At 44.1% G+C, this 18012-nt stretch carries 15 protein-coding genes; 5 read left to right on the top strand and 10 right to left on the bottom strand.

All coding sequences use genetic code 11. From position 1 onward, the window contains the following. The first annotated feature begins 35 nt into the window (after positions 1-35). Complete coding sequence (locus tag AB4Z30_RS04060; protein WP_441923529.1) at positions 36-1469, top strand: glycoside hydrolase family 1 protein; 1434 nt, start codon at positions 36-38, stop codon at positions 1467-1469. A gap of 229 nt (positions 1470-1698) precedes the next feature. Here AB4Z30_RS04060 and AB4Z30_RS04065 read toward each other — a convergent pair whose 3' ends face one another. Beyond that, positions 1699-2862, bottom strand: a complete 1164-nt coding sequence (locus AB4Z30_RS04065; protein ID WP_441923531.1) for an MFS transporter — start codon at positions 2860-2862, stop codon at positions 1699-1701. A 148-nt stretch (positions 2863-3010) separates the two neighbouring features. Continuing rightward, positions 3011-3763, bottom strand: coding sequence for a TrmB family transcriptional regulator (locus AB4Z30_RS04070; RefSeq protein ID WP_441923533.1), 753 nt, complete (start codon positions 3761-3763; stop codon positions 3011-3013). 174 nt (positions 3764-3937) lie between these two features. Here AB4Z30_RS04070 and AB4Z30_RS04075 point away from each other — a divergent pair, with 174 nt between their 5' ends. Next, on the top strand, positions 3938-4066 hold the full coding sequence (locus AB4Z30_RS04075; RefSeq protein ID WP_441923535.1) for a DUF4023 family protein: 129 nt from the start codon (positions 3938-3940) through the stop codon (positions 4064-4066). Positions 4067-4170: 104 nt separating this feature from the next. Here AB4Z30_RS04075 and AB4Z30_RS04080 read toward each other — a convergent pair whose 3' ends face one another. Beyond that, complete coding sequence (locus tag AB4Z30_RS04080) at positions 4171-4725, bottom strand: helix-turn-helix domain-containing protein (RefSeq protein WP_441923537.1); 555 nt, start codon at positions 4723-4725, stop codon at positions 4171-4173. A 132-nt stretch (positions 4726-4857) separates the two neighbouring features. On the opposite strand from AB4Z30_RS04080, the gene AB4Z30_RS04085 reads away from it, so the two are divergent. Continuing rightward, the gene (locus tag AB4Z30_RS04085; RefSeq protein ID WP_441923539.1) at positions 4858-5445 is read left to right on the top strand and encodes a LysE family transporter; all 588 of its coding nucleotides are present in this window, start codon (positions 4858-4860) and stop codon (positions 5443-5445) included. A 65-nt stretch (positions 5446-5510) separates the two neighbouring features. On the opposite strand, the gene AB4Z30_RS04090 is transcribed toward AB4Z30_RS04085, so the two are convergent. After that, a complete protein-coding gene (locus tag AB4Z30_RS04090; RefSeq protein WP_441923541.1) occupies positions 5511-6488 on the bottom strand; it encodes an MBL fold metallo-hydrolase in 978 nt (325 codons plus the stop codon). Between the two features lie 207 nt (positions 6489-6695). Here AB4Z30_RS04090 and AB4Z30_RS04095 point away from each other — a divergent pair, with 207 nt between their 5' ends. Next, a complete protein-coding gene (locus tag AB4Z30_RS04095) occupies positions 6696-7676 on the top strand; it encodes an alpha/beta fold hydrolase (RefSeq protein ID WP_441923543.1) in 981 nt (326 codons plus the stop codon). A gap of 110 nt (positions 7677-7786) precedes the next feature. Here AB4Z30_RS04095 and AB4Z30_RS04100 read toward each other — a convergent pair whose 3' ends face one another. The 3 genes from AB4Z30_RS04100 to AB4Z30_RS04110 form a co-directional block, all read right to left on the bottom strand. Further along, positions 7787-9268, bottom strand: a complete 1482-nt coding sequence (locus AB4Z30_RS04100; protein ID WP_441924193.1) for a DHA2 family efflux MFS transporter permease subunit — start codon at positions 9266-9268, stop codon at positions 7787-7789. Positions 9269-9342: 74 nt separating this feature from the next. Then, on the bottom strand, positions 9343-9930 hold the full coding sequence (locus AB4Z30_RS04105; protein WP_441923545.1) for a TetR/AcrR family transcriptional regulator: 588 nt from the start codon (positions 9928-9930) through the stop codon (positions 9343-9345). Positions 9931-10128: 198 nt separating this feature from the next. Beyond that, on the bottom strand, positions 10129-11049 hold the full coding sequence (locus AB4Z30_RS04110) for an NAD(P)/FAD-dependent oxidoreductase (RefSeq protein ID WP_441923547.1): 921 nt from the start codon (positions 11047-11049) through the stop codon (positions 10129-10131). A 434-nt stretch (positions 11050-11483) separates the two neighbouring features. Here AB4Z30_RS04110 and cyoE point away from each other — a divergent pair, with 434 nt between their 5' ends. Continuing rightward, positions 11484-12401, top strand: coding sequence for a heme o synthase (gene cyoE, locus AB4Z30_RS04115; protein WP_441923549.1), 918 nt, complete (start codon positions 11484-11486; stop codon positions 12399-12401). 163 nt (positions 12402-12564) lie between these two features. On the opposite strand, the gene AB4Z30_RS04120 is transcribed toward cyoE, so the two are convergent. The 3 genes from AB4Z30_RS04120 to AB4Z30_RS04130 all read right to left on the bottom strand — a co-directional run bounded on the left by AB4Z30_RS04120 (position 12565) and on the right by AB4Z30_RS04130 (position 17962). Next, a complete protein-coding gene (locus AB4Z30_RS04120) occupies positions 12565-14334 on the bottom strand; it encodes an ABC transporter ATP-binding protein (RefSeq protein ID WP_441923551.1) in 1770 nt (589 codons plus the stop codon). Beyond that, positions 14331-16076, bottom strand: coding sequence for an ABC transporter ATP-binding protein (locus AB4Z30_RS04125; RefSeq protein ID WP_441923553.1), 1746 nt, complete (start codon positions 16074-16076; stop codon positions 14331-14333). The genes AB4Z30_RS04120 and AB4Z30_RS04125 overlap by 4 nt, the downstream gene beginning before the upstream one ends. Positions 16077-16723: 647 nt before the next feature. After that, positions 16724-17962, bottom strand: a complete 1239-nt coding sequence (locus AB4Z30_RS04130; protein WP_441923555.1) for an MDR family MFS transporter — start codon at positions 17960-17962, stop codon at positions 16724-16726. Positions 17963-18012 lie beyond the last annotated feature (50 nt).

Raw genomic sequence — 18012 nt, forward strand, 5'->3', positions numbered from 1 at the left:
CGTTCACCATGAATTAAATGAATGGAGCGATATATATGAGTAAATCATCGAATCACACGTATTCATTTCCCGAGAACTTTCTGTGGGGCGGTGCCATTGCGGCGAACCAGGCTGAAGGTGCATACAATCTAGGTGGTAAAGGTTTGTCCACACAAGACGTTGCCCCGCGAGGTGTCATGGGTTCGATTACGGAAGAGCCCACAGACGACAATATGAAACTGATCGGTATCGACATGTACCACCGTTATAAGGAAGACGTGAAGCTGTTTGCCGAGATGGGTTTCAAAGTGTTCCGTACTTCTATCGCATGGTCTCGCATTTTTCCCAAAGGGGACGAGCTTGAGCCGAATGAAGAGGGCCTGCAATTTTATGATAATTTGTTTGATGAATGCCGCAAGTACGGTATTGAGCCGCTGGTCACGTTATCTCACTATGAGACACCTCTGCACCTTGCCAAAGAATATGATGGCTGGGTTAACCGGAAAATGATCGGCTTCTATGAGCGCTATGCAACAACTGTTTTCAATCGATACAAAAACAAAGTCAAGTACTGGCTTACCTTCAACGAGATCAACTCTATTCTTGAATTCCCGTTCATGAGTGGTGGGATCTACACACCCAAAGAAAAGCTAAGTAAGCAAGATCTGTATCAAGCGATCCACCACGAACTCGTGGCAAGTGCGTCCGCAGTGAAGCTGTGTCATGAGATCATCCCTGATGCTCAGATCGGATGTATGATTTTGAGTATGCCGACGTACCCGTTAACTCCGAACCCGGATGATGTGATCAAAGTGATGGAGTATGAACATAGCAATTATTTCTTCGGTGATATGCACGTCCGTGGACGCTATCCTGGATACATGAAACGTTACTTCCGTGAAAAAGGTATTGAGATTCATATGGAAGACGGCGATCAAGAGATGCTGCTTAACACCGTGGATTTCATCTCCTTCAGTTATTACATGAGCACATGTCAGACGGCTGATCCTGCCAAACAAGTGGCTGGTGAAGGAAATCTGATCGGTGGAATCCCTAACCCGTATTTGCCTGCAAGTGAGTGGGGCTGGCAGATTGACCCGCAAGGACTGCGCTATGTGTTGAACATGTTCTATGACCGTTACCAGAAACCGCTGTTTATCGTTGAAAATGGTCTTGGTGCAGTCGACGAGTTAATTACAGGTCCGGATGGCGAGAAAACCGTGGAAGATGACTACCGCATCCAATATTTGAATGACCATCTTGTTCAAGTTGGCGAAGCGTTGGAAGATGGAGTAGATATTATGGGATACACCTCATGGGGTTGTATCGATGTTGTGAGTGCATCCACCGCTCAGCTGAAAAAACGTTATGGCTTCATCTATGTTGACCGTCACGATGATGGTTCAGGCACATTGGAGCGTTATCGCAAAAAATCATTCCACTGGTACAAAGAGATTATTAGCAGCAATGGAAAAAGTCTGAAGCGCTAAGCTTCATAATATAAAAGGGGACCTCTCTTCGGCAACACGAGATCAAGAAATTCGCCACAGTGCGGCTTTTCAGCTTGATCCGTATGCCGAGAGCGGTCTTTTTTTATCCCGATGCAATAACCACGTTATTCCCAATAACACTACTTATTAAATTACAAAAAAACCTCTGTACTTCCGCAAAAAAAGTTCGGAAATACAAAGGTTTTATTTTATCTGAAAATGTCTATTCTCAAGCCATCACATGGGCATGCTTTTCTTTCATACTCATTGCGAGAACAGCAGCAACAAGTCCGACACACACAAGGATCGAGCCAACCCATCCTGTGTTCATAATGGATGAATGGTCAATAACAAGGCCGCCAATATAGGTACCCAGCGCGATACCCGCATGGGCTATCCCTGAGTTAGTACTAATCAATATTTCAGATGTTTCAGGTGAGGTCTTGATAATCAGACTATTTTGCACCGGTGTAACTGTCCAGCTTAGAGCCCCCCAGACACTTAACAGCAGTAGAAAAGCGATCAAAGGCAGCCCCGTGCTAAACGGTATAACCGCCATACTGATCATAAACGGAACCAGCACGATCAAAATCGCCTTAGCCGGATGAAGACGATCGGATAACATACCGCCAATACCCCCGCCTGCAACTGCGGCGAGCCCAAACATCATGTAGATCAAGGTAATCGCCGTTGCACTAGCTCCAATGGTTTCCTGCAGAAACGGTGTAAAGTACGCATATAACGTCAAATGCCCCGCCAGAACGAGCAGTGTCGTGGCGTGAATCGCCAGCATTTTCGGATTCCATAGAGCTTTAAGCTGATTTTTCAGGCTCACGGCAGGAGCAGGCTGTACACGATCCATAGCGAGGCCGATAGACACCATTACCAATACAGTCAATATGGCAATCAGCATGAACACCTCCCGCCATCCAAACGCGTTGCCTATATAGATACCAATTGGTACGCCCAGAACCAGTGATGCACTTCCCCCCATTGTAATCGTGCCAACCGCGCGACCTTTGTACTCAGGTTCAACGATGCGTGATGCTAGCGTCAGAGATAACACAAAAATAAGCGAACCTGCTGCAGCTCCAAGCATGCGTCCTGCCATTAACATGTAAAAGTTAACGCTGAATGCAGAGACCAGATTGCTGATTAGAAATACGAATAACGTAACCATATATACCTTTTTACGCTCAAATCGGGCCGTTACATTTAACAAGATCGGCGCAGACAGCGCATATACGAGTGAAAAGATTGAGATCAGATATCCGGCTTTCGCCAAAGAAAGATGAAGATCAGTTGCAATCAGATCGAGAATGCCACCCAAAATCAGTTCAACCGTTCCAACCACAAAGGCAGCAATCGCCAAAACATATACTTTTTTATTCATTGTTCCAAATCCCCCTAACAAGTTACAACTACGATAGTAACCCAACAGAGAGAAAAGTTCAATGAATAATTTCGAATTATTTCAGTTTGTTTTCATCCCATTTTCAAAAGTATACAAAACAAAAACTATTCTTCGAAAGAATAGTCTCCTAATAGATCAATCTCGTAAGCAAACGTTCAATCTCTTCGTCCTGCAATAGTTGATCCCCGTATTTTTTGGTAATCTGTGTCAGAGCCACGTCGTGATAGAAATAATCCGTCATTGCTTTAACAATGGGTTTGGACATCGTCTTAATTGCTTTCCACGATTCATTTTCCAACCCGGCGAACAACAGATAGGCATGATCCACAATAAGCAGTTGTGAAGGTTCTGGCGCATCAAGTAGCGGGATAAGTGAGTATTTGCGAGTCAGAGAACTTTCCAAACCACCAACCGCAAGCACTTCTACATACACGCCTTGCTTCTCCTTCTGCTCCAGCAAACTGCGGTAACTCTCCATCCTCTCATTCCAGGCCAGAAAAAGAATCGACGAATCCGCCTCTTCAATCAACTGCTCAATGTTCGAAGCAATAGATGACTCATCCTTTAACGTCCAGATATGCTCGTCGGTGAAGGTTCGCTTGATTTTGTATTGTTTCAAGGTTTCGATATCCTTATCAAAATCAAGTTTGATTTTGTGAATGACCGTTTGCAGATCCACTGCCATGTACAGTTTTTTCTTGCCATCCATCGTTGTCAGCACGATCCCCTTATCAATCAAACGGTTGAGTACTTCATAAATCTTCGCCTTAGGTACGTTCGAGGCGCCTACAATCGTTGTTGCATCCAGCGGCTCATCCTGCGCAAGTATAGCCTCGTAAACCTGACTTTCGTATTGGGTAAACCCGAATTTTTGTAACAAATGTAGTTCCTCCTCTCCGTTGCCATGTAAAAAATAGTCCAATACATATCTAGTTTAAGTACCTGTTCAGCACCTGTCCAGTTTCCTGGTGACTGTTCAAATAAAATGAACTGCTGCTGGTTATATTAAGCTTGAATTACCCATTCTCTCTTTTGGAAAGGAGCATGAACCCGGATGGAAAATACACAAGAATTTGTGAAAAAGGTTAATGAAAATGCGGAGAAAGCGCGCCACAACAAAAACAATGGTAAAGGAACACCCGGAGACAAGTTACCAAACAAACAGCACTCCACGAACAAATAAGAACGCAGTATTCATGAACCATGCAGCTTCGATATCAAGCATTGAACCAGATGAGTACAGACGTAATATGGTGCCTCACATCGGTGAGTGCATCATATTCCTTGTTACTTGGAATAGTGTATGACCATGCTTAGTTTGTTACTGCCTGCTCCCGAATGTTCGTAACCATGTGGCTGATCTGCCTTGAAACGGATCGAATCTCCCTGCCTTAACTTGTGTTCCGTTTCCCCTACTCGGATCGTGACTTCCCCTTCATACACGGTTATGAATTCCTCAGCCCCTTCAATGTGTGGTTCAGCACGCAACGATGACTTCTCGTCCATCTCCATCATATACATTTCAAAACGACGCCCTTCTTCAAAAGAAAAATGAGGATAGATCCGGACTCGTCCCCCATCTTCCCGCAAAACTTTGATGTCCTCCTTCATGAGAATAGTTGTGTCAGACTGCGGTTCATGAATAAGTGCAGTGAATGATATTTTTAATCCGTTCGCAATCTTCCAGACCGTTGCAATCGACGGATTGGATTCCCCGCGTTCAATCTGACCAAGCATCGTCTTGCTAATGCCTGACATTTCTGCGACCTTGTCCAGGCTCAGCTTTCTTTGTTCCCTGATTTGCTTGAGGTTCCGAGCCAAAATCAAATTAATATTTTCCACGAAAAATGCACCTCACTTCTTCCTAATCCTCTTGTGCAATATACAGCACATGTTGTACAATCATAACACACATGCGTTATAGCGACCTTATGGTGCATTATAGCATACATTCTAATCTCACAAGGAGAACATATGGATATTTTATCTTTAGTCACTTACGCAATCATTGCTTCTTTTACGCCAGGACCCAACAACATCATCGCCATGTCTCATGCAAAGGAACAATGTTTCAAATTTACATTCCCATTTATTAGCGGAGTCGCTGCCGGATGTCTTCTTATCATGATACTGTCCAGTTATTTCAACCTTATTCTTTATCAGTACATCCCGGTCATTACCCCGGCCTTAAACGTATTTGGGTGTATTTACATGCTCTATCTGGCCTTCAAAATAATGAAGAGTACGTCTGCTAAAAGCGAGGCCGAGGACAAGTCAAAAATTCATTATTCCTTTTCGTTTGGATTMACTCTTCAGTTGATCAATCCCAAGGTCATCTTATACGGGCTTACAGCCCTGTCGGTGTTTGTCCTGCCCTATACACAGTCACATGCCCAACTCATACTATACTCGCTACTACTCACCCTGATTGGAATCAGTGCGAATCTCACCTGGGCATTGGGTGGACGTTTATTTCAAAAGTTCCTGTTAAAATACGAGCGACCTTTTAATATCATCATGGGTCTTATATTGATCTTTACCGCGATTTCATTTATCAATTAAAACAAAAGCGTCCACTCATCTGTTGAGTGAGACGCTTGCTTGTAATGATTGTAATGCTTGTAATCTTACTCCTGTTTCCTTCTCCACCAGGAATGCATCTCACGAACATTTCCATTTAGCATAACTATCTCGCCTATAACCGGTGTAACAACCGGCACATTCAAGCTTCGTGCGGCACGGGTAACCCGCTCTGCTGGTTCATTCCAAGCATGATAGGCGAGGGTAAATGCCCCCCAATGAATGGGGATCAATACATTTCCGCCCACATCCAGATGGGCTTGTACCGTTTCCTCGGGCATCATATGAATGTTGGACCAGCGTTCGTCATATTGACCGCATTCCATCAAGGTCAGATCAAACGGTCCATACTTGCTTCCAATCTCCTTGAAGTGTGGACCGTACCCACTGTCTCCACTGAAAAACACTTTCGTTTCCTGTCCAAGAATAACCCATGAGCACCATAACGTCGAATCCCGATCAAATAACCCTCTGCCTGAGAAGTGACGAGCTGGTGCACAAGCGAATGTTAAACCTTTGAAGGAGAATTCATCCCCCCATTGATGCTCTGTAATCTGGTCCGCTGGCACTCCCCATTTGATTAAGCGTCTGCTTACACCAAGTGGAACGATAAAACGATTGGTCTTGCTTTTTAATTTTCGAATAGAAGAAGCGTCAAGGTGATCATAATGATCATGAGAGATCACAATCGCATCCAAAGTAGGAAAGTTTTCAGGCTGCATGGGCAGATCTTTGCTGAAACGTTTCGTACCTACCCACGACACGGGTGACGGTCGATCACCCAGCATGGGGTCAAAGAGCAGTCTGTGACCTTCGATTTCAAGCAAAAAAGCAGAGTGCCCAAACCATGTCACCTGTGAATGTTCAGACATATCCTCTGTTGTGGCAGTTTGATAGTGTTCCATAGGTATATTCCCGGACGGCCTCCGTTCTACATGTCGGCGCATGGAATCTCTCAATATACTTGTGAGTGACTTAATGCTCATACCGGCGGACGTTGGAATCTGATTTTCGTATTTCGTCATATTTCACCCTTCTGTTCTCCATATTCCATGGCTCGTCTGGTGGAGAAATGCTAATCTTATTTCATCATAATTCATCGCTTGTCGATATTCAATTTTGTGTGATTCATAGGAACTACAGTGCCGTTAAGCTAGAATTAAGATACTGTTTCCACACGTATAAGACTGGGCATATATGATATAGAAAAACAAGAGAGAGTGTGAGTAACCATGAGCAAAAAATGGCGTAAAAGACTTGTTAAATTTCTGATTGTCGACCTTTCGTTAATCATTATTCTGTTAAGTTCCGGTTTGATCTATCAGCAGGTTAGTTCTTCACAGGATGAAAAAACATTTACACCACCAGGCAAGCTATATGAAGTACATGGAGATAAGATGCACCTGTATACAGGCGGCGAAGGCGATGTCACTGTCGTTCTTGCCTCAGGCTGGGGAACGGCCAATCCTTATGTAGACTACTATCCATTATATGAAAAGCTTGCTCCTAATACGAAATTTGCGGTATATGACCGCTTTGGCTATGGATATAGTGACAGAACGGATAAAAAACGGGATGTAGACACGGTAGCTGACGAATTGCATGAATTGCTCCAGGTTTCTGGACAAAAACCGCCTTACGTACTTGTAGCTCACTCCCTTGGCTCATTAGAGACCCTTCGATTTGCTGAGAAGTATCCTAATCTGGTCAAAGGTATCGTGATGATTGACGGTGGAAGTCCTGAATACTACGCAACGGATCAGGATAACCCGGTTGATACAATTGGTGGTTTCGCTAATCAGTTCCGTATCAAAACCGGACTTTTCCGACTCAGTATGCAAGTTCAGCAAGTCGTAGATGCTTCGAATGCCAATCGAAATGAGTTGAAGCTGGTACCAGAGGATCTGAAAAAAGCGGATAAAACGGCGCTTCTGCTGAACTACGGGAACGCCAACACGGTTGATGAGTTACGCGAGATGCAAGCCAATGCCAAAGTTGTTGTAGCTAATAAACAGCCTTTACCATTCCCGCTCACGATTCTGACCGCAGATTACTTTGGTAAATCGGAACCGGATTGGATCAAAACACAAGCTGAATTCAAATCCTGGTCAAATTCATCCAAACAAGTAACTGTCAAGGATACGGAACATTACATTCATCAATACCACCCGGACATTGTGGCAGATGAAATCCTCGAACTTGTTAAGAAATAATAGAGATAAACGAACAGCCGGATCGGCCCAAAAAATCGTTTYCTGAAAGACAGAAAGAGCGATGTTCCCTTGCATATGAAGGGAACATCGCTCTTCTTCTATCTATTGGTTTAGTGCATTGGACTCTTCTGTTTATCAGCCGAGCCAACCTTCACTCTTTTGATAAACAATGCGATAACAAAACCAACAAGGGCCAGTACCAGTGCAAAAACAAAGGCATTTTGTACACCTGATGTGAATCCTGCAAGAATATTCTCCGGATTTTGCGGGTTATCTACATTGCTCAGGAACCGAGTCTGTCCAGCACTCAAAATACTTACGGCAACAGCTGTACCAATAGCGCYGGATACCTGCTGAAGTGTATTCATAATTGCTGTACCGTGTGGATAGAACTCACGCGGCAACTGATTCAATCCGTTGGTCTGCGCTGGCATCATCACCATCGAAATCCCTACCATCATGAAGACATGCAGCAGAATAATCTTAATCAGTGGCGTTGTTGCTTCAATACCTGTGTACAAGTACAGGACGATAGCAACGGTGGCCATACCGATAATTACAAGCCATTTTGGACCAAACTTGTCAAACAATCTTCCCATGACAGGAGACAAAAATCCATTTAGCAGACTGCCAGGCAATAAAACCAATCCAGCGGTAAGTGCTGTAACAGCCATTCCCTGCTGCAGATACATCGGCAAGATCAGCATGGATGACAGAATCATCATCATACAGATAAAGACCAAGAGCAAACCTATTGTAAACATCGGATATCTGAACGCTCTTAGATTCATCACCGGCTCTTTCATACTCAATTGACGGATACTGAACAAGAGCAATGCGACGATACCAATGGCTAACGTAGCGATAACAACCGGGCTAGTCCAACCTCCGCCAGATTCACCATGTCCTCCTGCGCTGCTGAAACCATAAACGATACCACCAAAACCAAGTGTGGACAGGACAATCGACAACACATCAATCTTGGGCTTGGTCAACTTGGAGATGTTCGGGAGGAACAACAATCCGCATACCAAGGAGATCAGGAAAAACGGCAAGGAAATCCAGAAAATCCAGTGCCAGCTCAAGTTCGCCAGAATCAGACCCGAAATGCTTGGGCCACTTGCTGGTGCAAACATGATAACCAGACCAATCAAGCCCATAGCTGCTCCACGTTTTTCAATCGGGAAAATCACCAATATCGTATTGAACATCAATGGTAGCAACAGTGCGGTTCCCACCGCTTGTAACACCCGAGCTACCAACAAAATCTCAAAGCTAGGTGCAATCGCAGCAACTAATGTTCCTGCAATAGAGAATATTAAAGATGTTGTAAACAGCTGTCTCGTCGTAAACCATTGCAACAATAAACCCGATACGGGCACCAGAATACCGAGTACAAGCAAATATCCTGTGGTTAACCATTGAATGGTTGTTGGCCCAACCTCAAGTAAACCCATTAGTGGTGTCAAAGCGACATTCAGAGCCGTTTCTCCAAATAAACCAATAAACCCGCTCAGCAACATGGCAAACAAAATCGGAAAAACCTTATACTGCTGTGTTTCTTGCTGATCTTTTGCTGTATCAGCCTTCATGGAAGCTTCCACGTTCCCATCCTCCTCAAACGTATCCAACGATTTCTTTTTTTCTCTCTTTCTCTTGGTACAACCTATTGATTCTGGTTAACATTCTTTGCTACCACTGACAGATAATCAGCAGCCGTCAGCATGGGCTGTTTATCCTGATTGGTCAGCGTAATAATCAATGCGCCTTCCATCAGGGAAATAACAAGTAGCGCTGTCTCACGAGCCTTCCCTTCTTCCATTCCGTCCAACATGAGATGCTTAGCAATGATGCCCTGCCAACCTGCAAATACGTTCTGTGAAGCCGTACGCAGCTGTTGGCTGATACAGGAAGTCTCTACAGCAGCCCAGAAGCTGAATGGCAAAAAACCCGTATAACCATTTGCTTCCGCTTCATTCGCTGTTTCATAGATGAATTGCCGAATGCCTTCTGCAGTCGTCTCATGGGCTGCAAAAATTTCCTCAAACCTTTGCAAGATATGTGCATTGGCTGATTGAATGCATTCGAGAGCCAGCTCTTCTTTCCCCTTAGGAAAATAATGATATAACGAACCTTTCGGTGTGTTACTCTCCTTAATGATCTGATTCAGACCGGTCGCATGATACCCTTGTGAAAAAAAAAGTCTCGCTGCTGTGCCAACAATAAGATCTCTGGCATTCGACTTTTCACTCAAAGAAAGCCACTTCCTTCAATAAATTATAACAATCGGTCTATATAATTAAAGTCGCTCGCGGGCAACATGTCAATGCTTTTATTTTAAATTTTACGAAAAAATAACAATTCCCTACTATATAGAGGCATAAGTAAAACCGTCAGCTTTATCGACATGTGATCGAGAATCAGCTGGCGGTTTCACTTCGTATGGTTATCTTTAGTTAAAATCCCAAGCTTCAACGTTTAACTCATTGTTAATGCTAGCTGCAGTTAATGCACCTAACGATGCTGCCGTGATCGCCTGATACAGTTCAGATGCAGCATCTCCTGCACTGAACACACCAGGGACAGATGTTCTTCCTTGTGCATCAACGACAATGGTTCCTGTCTCCGTCATCTCGCAACCTATGACTTTTGGCAAATCTGAACCTGTTTGAAGCTTGGGCTGGAAGAAGATGCCCGTACAAGGAATCCATGTTCCATCACTCAGTTCAACTGCGCTTACCATTCCTTCCACCGATCTGATCGATTGAATAGGAGCTTCATAAACCTGCACACCATGACGTAAAATTTCTTGCTTCTGTTCTGCTTCTATAGAATTGTCATCTTGGATGCACAGCGTAAACTGACTTGTCCAGCCAGAGATTAATTTAGCCATATGTAATGCATGGTTGGCGCTGGTAATGATGACAAGCTGCCGATTCCGTAGTTCCCATCCATCACAGTACGGGCAGACAAATGCGCTTTTTCCGTATACTTCGGATAAACCAGTAATATTCAAAGGCAAATCTCTTTTCCCAACAGCAAATAAAACCTTATTCGCATTATACTGCTTTCCTTCGACTGTTCTAAGAACAAACTCACCATGTTGTCCCGTAATCTCCATCACGGTATCAGATGCAAAATGCACTGAAGGATACGCAGCGATCTCTTCTTTTGCAATTCTGCGGAATTCCTGTGGACTCACGCCATCTCTGGTTAAAAAGCCGTGCGTCTCTCGGGTAACCCAGTTCCGAGGTTTTTGATCATCAATAACAAGTACATGTTTTCGGGCTCTCCCAAGTACCAGTGAAGCGTTAAGTCCAGCAGGACCTCCTCCCACGATCACGACATCAAATGTATTACGATCTTCATTCATATATAACATCCTTTCCAGATATTTAATATCTCTAATAAAAACAAAAAAATATTCTCTCTTTCCTCTGCACACTTGGTACTTAAGAAGCAAGGAAATGTGAAATATCTAATAGCGTCCCTTCTAACAGTCAATGGAACACTGTATTTATCCCCTTTAAACGAGACTATTAGAGATATCTTATATCTACAATACAGTTATTATTTCGTATTTGCAATATCTTTCTTTCATTACTACAATTAAACGATGACAATCTAATGAAAATACGCGCGTAGCACAGAACTGTTGTTTTAACAATTAAAAAAGTTCTTGTTTTTAAATTGTTCACAATCAAATGACATTATTATAAATACTAGAGTGTTACATAAATCACAACATGAAATGGATGATATAATGGACACATATTATATTAAGTATAAACAATAGGAAGTGAGTATTTGAAAACATTAAATAATGAACCACAAGCCAATATCGGCCTGGAGTACAGCTCGATTCCAAAAGTATTTTTAGATACGATCAAAATTGGAATCATCAAGTCCAACTTGATCGCCATGTTTGCAGGTTTAAGTCTAGCTTTATATGTATTTAATGCATCTATCGTTGCTAATATTGTTCCGATTGTACTTTCATTTCTCGGTTCTTCATTAATCATCGGAGCAGCTGGGGTATTCAACAATCTGTATGACCGGGACATTGATGCGATTATGGAGCGTACGAAGAAACGTCCTACCGTTACAGGACGGGTCGATACCAAGGCAGGTCTGATTCTTGGGTTTACGATTACGTTGATTGGTGCGATCATGCTGTACATCGCATCTCCATCGGCTGCTTTTTTTGGCCTTCTTGGTTTGTTCCTTTACGTCATTCCATATACGATGTGGACCAAACGTACAACGATTTACAACACTGAGGTAGGTAGTCTGTCTGGTGCTGTTCCTCCGCTGATTGGATGGGCAGCCATCTCTCCGGAACTTGGACACTTTGAAATCTGGGCACTGGTCGTAACGATGTTACTCTGGCAAATGCCTCACTTCTACGGTATCGCTATTCGTCGCTTCGATGAATACAAGGCGGCAGGCGTTCCGATGTTACCTGTGGTAAAAGGTATTGGACGTACTTATGTACAAACAAACGTTTACCTGGTATTGCTGCTGCTTTCCAGTTTCCTGTTCTGGCCAATGAGCCCGTTTGTTGCCATTGTGGCTTTTCTGGTAAGTCTGGCCTGGCTCATTCTTAGTGTGGCTACGTTTGACAAAAAAGAAACCAAAAAATGGTCCCAGCGTATGTTTATTTTCTCCATTAACCATATCACAATCATTTTCTTGGTTATCATTGCGTATTCCTTGATCGCTTAAAGAAAAATAAGATCATAGCTCCTCTACCGGGCTTTATAAAAAGTGAAGAAACCGTACAGATCCTACGCCTGCATTCAGGCAAGATCTGTACAGTTTTTTCTTTTATTTTATGACATTTGAATTAATCACGTTGCTACTCTACCTGTTTCCGTTAAAACCTATCTTACCCAGCCTTCACTGGTACCTGCTCTCCCTGCCATAACAGTTGCATCTCTTCGTTTGTTTCAAGCAAATCGGCCAGTTTCCCTTCGGCTTCAATACGTCCATCTTTCATTACGATAATGTGATCTGCCTTGGTGAGAGCGGCCTTGCGGTGAGATACGGCAATACATGTAACATCTCTCTCTTTGAAAAGTCCGTCCCATACCAGCTGCTCTGTTTCCACATCAAGCGCACTGGACAGATCATCAAATATAAACAGATCTGCCTCGGTCATCAGCATTCGCGCTGTTGCTGAACGCTGAATCTGACCACCCGATAACATGACACCTCTTGGTCCAACAGGCGTCTCCAATCCCTGATCCAACTGTTTGATATCTTTATCCAAAACAGAGAGTCGAACGGCTTTTTCCAGCGCCTGATCTACATTTCCCTGTTTGCCTTGAACGATATTTTCTCTGAGCGTGTCACTGAACAGCCTTGGAACTTGAGGCGTATATGCGGCTCTAGGCGGCATAAGAAATGTTGCGGGATCTACGTGCTCTCCGTTCCAGAGAATTTGACCCTGTTGTTTGGGCAGAAGTCCAAGCAGTGTACGAACTAATGTTGATTTACCAGAACCGATACGTCCTGTAATGACAAGAAATTGTCCCTTTTTCAGCTTGAAGTTGATGTCTTGTATACCGTTGGATGAATGCTCATAGCGATAGCTAAGGCCATTTACTTCAAGTTCACGCAATTTCTCCTTCGGCTCTCTTGCTTCATTTACTGGCTCTGGTGGCTCTTCGTAAAGATAGATTTCCCGTTTCTCCATAATCTGATCCTCTTCACCTGGACGAAAAAGTGTCCGCATACGATCATAAGACACCTTGAGCCTTTTATGCTGGAATACCATGTATCCAAACAAGGAAATGCTAAATCCGATGTTGACGAGATAACTTGTAAATAAGGCAAAATCCCCCACCGTAAAGTGACCCGCCTTCATTTCCGCAGCACACATTAACAAAATAAGCCCGGTACATATACTTAATACATGCTGATTAAGTGACTTCATCCATTGCTTGAACAGATTGTCTCTTAGGGCAGCCTGACGTCGTTCTTCATTCAGCCGATTGAATCGCGTGGAAACATGTTCTTCTGCCTGACCCAGCTTCAGTGCCTGCACAGCCCCAAACGTCTCGGCAATAAAGCTGGTAATACGACCTGTGGCTTCACGATTTACCTGTGCATATTTTCTTGCACGATTACCTGACAGATTATTCAATAGCGTCACCACCAAGAGCGGTAAAACGGCAACAAGTGTAATCTTCCAGTTAATGTTGGCCATAATCACAATCGATACCACTGCAAAGACTAATCGACCCCAAAAGTCCACCCAGGATTCGATATATTCAACGACTTCATCCACGTCATCCCGAAACCGACTCATCGCTTCACCTGGAGATGCAGGAAGATTTCGTCCCGGCCAGCGCATAATGCCAGCCAGCATATTCGTCCGCAAAATGGCCTGAATATGATACATATAGGTGACCCAAGCGTGGAAAGCGACAAAGAACGTGCCGACGCGGGTCAAGCGGAACAACGCGATGACAATGAGCGGCACAGCAAGCCACATGTAGTCAGCCCTTCCCGTTGCTGTCCGGTCAAAGAACCACTGCATCCCAAGCCCCATGGCTAGTGGAAGCGAATGAAAGATACACCATAACAAACCGTTAATTAAAAAAAGATAAGGCTTAAAGCGAAACAAACGCCCTATAAATCCTGTTACATTCATGCCAGTTCCTCCTCTTGGCCCGTAACCAGAAGTCGTGCGTAATGGGAGGACGGATTATTCGCAAGCTCCACTCTTGATCCGAATTCCAGCAACCTGCCCCCACCTAGAACCATAATCTTATCCACCTTCTCCAGCGTGGCTAATCTATGCGCAATAATGATACCTGTTGATCTTTTCATTAATTCATCAATAGCGGATTGAAGTAAATTCTCGGTCGCTGCATCAAGCCGTGAAGAAGGCTCATCCAGTATGACCAGACTCGGCTCCGTTAGAAATACACGGGTCAAAGCGAAGAGCTGCGCCTCCCCAGCAGACAACGAAGCACCTCCTGCAGTCAGGTGTGTATCCAAGCCTTCTGGCTGTGTATCAATCCAGTGATGCAGCCCCAGTCGCTCTGTTGTTTGCTTAATCATGGCATCCGACACTTCTGGATTAAACAAAGTCAGATTGTCACGTAGTGTGCCATCAAACAATTGCACATCCTGTGTCACCATTCCCACTCTGCGATACAGAGCCTGCATGGATAACTTCGTAATATCAGTTCCACCGATCCGTATCGTTCCCTGATCCAGATTGTACAGGCGTAGAAGAACACGGCTAAGGCTTGATTTTCCACTTCCCGTACGACCGATGATACCGAGCCGTTCTCCTGGTTTCACCTCAAAGGTAATATCCTGAAGAACAGGTTTATCCTCGTTGTAACTGAAATGTACCTGATCGAATTCGAGTCCGAGCGGGCCATCAGGCAACCTCTCTTCACTTCCGTCCTGAATTTCGCTTCGTAAAGACAGTAATTCGCGGGAACGAAGCATGCCTGATTTTGCCTTTTGAAACTCTTGTACCTGATCGCCAAGCAGCTCAATGGGTTCATTCAACATTTGGCTGTATTGATAGATCAGAAACAAGGTCCCAATACTGATTGCTCCTTCGATATAGTAGTGCACACCGAGTAGCAAGACGACCGTGACGGATACAATAAACATGACCACCGTGGTGTTCCACGGAATCACCCTGAGCATCCACGCCTTTCGACCTTTGAGGAAAACGGTGCGCATCGTGCGAAAGAAGCGGTTCATCACGTATGGCACATGTCCATTCGCCTGCACATCCTCAATACCGGCAATTCGCTCCTCAATCAAGCTGAACAAAGAAGCACTGGCAGCCCGCTCATTTTTGGAGGACTCCACCCCAAGATTGCGAATAACGACCATGAACAAAATAGATAATAACGTGAATACGGTCATAACCAGTGCGATGGGTACGTTAATCGTAAACATGAATCCCAGAATACCTGCAAGCAGGACAAAACTTCCGATGACCTGCACGATAAACAAAGCGAAGAAGTTCGAAATGCTCGTTACATCCCCATCCACGCGTTCAATCATCTCTCCAGGTGTTTTGACGTTATGAAAACGCATATCCAGCCTAAGGCAATGTTTCAGCAAATCTCCGCGCATCCTGTTTGTTGCTCGCCAGGCTACATCGTTCCCTAAATAACTGACGGCGATCGTGATCAATTGATTGCTCACAGCAATAAGCAGGAAAAGCCCAGCAAGCTGCACCAGATCACCCAGAATTCCGCCGCTTGCAGCCGTATCAATGAATCGCCCGATAATCTGTGGATTGAGAAGCTGCAGCCCTGTTGACGTTAACAACATGATCAGCAACACGGCCAGCTTGCCTTTCACCGGTTTTAAATATCGTAGCAGCCATGACATGGAGCGTTTTTCTGTTTCGGGCACCAGCCCCACCCCTTTAATTAATAATTTTATTAGATCTATACATTGTCTCGCTGCATCATCAACATTTTTGAATGTTGAAGTCTTCCAAACCGTACTTTTGATTGCTTTCGCTATGATGAATCATGTATGAGCGAATTGTAATCAGCAAAGCCTCCCGAAGAAACACATTGTTTGCAAGCGTTAACCATAGTTTATTCTTCCTTTCTCATGGATATAGATTGATCTTAAAGTGACAACTTGGAATGGATGCCAGTTCTCACTTCTACTCTTACTCTTACTCATGCTCCTTTCCATGCGAACAGTCTGGTGAAATGAAAAAAAGCCATAGATGAATGAAGTTCATCTACAGCTTGATTGGATCGAAAAGCCAGCAAGAAATGTGACATTTCAGCTTCTTCTTCTCTAACGTCGCAGTATGAATGAGCGTCCAGACAGGGTTGCAGTAAGCTGGACTGTCCAAACGTGCTCAATACTCTACCTGGATAATGTCACTATGCTCATGCATATTCAATTATTGGTTGAATTACCTGCGCTGCCTGATCCATCATTTTTTGTCCCACCCGTTCCACATATTTGTTGTTTATTGTATTCGTTCATTCTTTATACGTCAACATAATTATTAACTGAATTGTTATTTACTTCATCTGTTAGAGTCCAATTTGTACAGATTCAGGTGTTTGCTTTTCTCTGCTTACAAGTCGCTTATGTGCTATTAGCAGAAAAGGAACCCCGAGTGCTGTCGTTATAGCAATGGGAATAAAGACGGCTAGTCCGTTCCCCGCACCAAGCTGGCTTAACAGCAACCCACCAATGACCGGAGCCGCAACATTTCCAATATTGTTGAAACCGATCGTACCAAAATACGTTCCTTTCCATTCCGGCTTTGCAATTCGGTCGATAAGCATATCCATCATGGTAAAGAGCAGTACTTCCCCCACTGTAAACAGGATGACACTGATCATCATCAGTACGATCCCTTCGGCAAAACCGAATAACAGCAGACTCGCGGCTACGAGCAGATTACCCAAAATTAATGGCACAAGCGGCGGTGCATTCCGGAAAGTGCGAACGAGTGGATACTGGATAATGAGAACGGTGATTGCGTTGAGTGAAAGCATATACGAGAACATCTGACTTCCATTTTCAAAGATTGGACTTCTCGCCAAATACTGCGCTAACGTTGAGCTGAAGTGCCCATAACCTAACACACAAAACATCGTACCAATCAACACTGGCAAGAATACCCTATCCCTTCCGGTGGTCAATAGAGCTTCGCGCAGACGCGGTGCAATAACCTCTAGACGTCCAGGCAAATTAGCCTGATGCAGTTTAAATTGAAGACCCAGAATCAGACCATACGCAATATAAACGAGCCCCGAGATGACAAAAGGAAACGTCGATTCCGATGATCCCAGCTGAAATCCGATAATTGGTCCAAATACAACACCCAGGTTTATGGCAGCATATCGCAAATTAAACACTAGCAGTTTGTTCTGCGGCGAGGTGATGTCAGATAACAATGCTCTTGAGGTTGGCTCAAACACAGCCCGGCACAAACCGTTTAACGTATTGGCAACAAAGAATACCCATAGATGCTCGGCTGCCGCAAAAATGAAAAATACAGCGGCCCAACTAAATACCGATACGAGCATAACGATTTTGCGACCGATCCGATCAGAGATATATCCGCCGTAAAAGCTGACGAGCACTCCTGCCAGTGAGCTTACCGCTACCGTGATTCCCGTCTGGGTCGGCGTGGCTTCAAGCACACGTGTCAGATAGATGGATAGAAACGGAATACTCATCGACGTTACGAGGCGCCCGAACATCGTTCCAATAATAATGGTCCAGGCCAGTGGGTGAATTTGCTTCAAAATATGCTTCATCTTTCATTCTCCTATCTTGCTGCTCTCTCTATCTATCTGTTGCTACAAAA

It is taken from the genome of Paenibacillus sp. 2TAF8 (assembly GCF_052114825.1).
In the GTDB taxonomy this organism is placed as follows: Bacteria; Bacillota; Bacilli; order Paenibacillales; family Paenibacillaceae; genus Paenibacillus.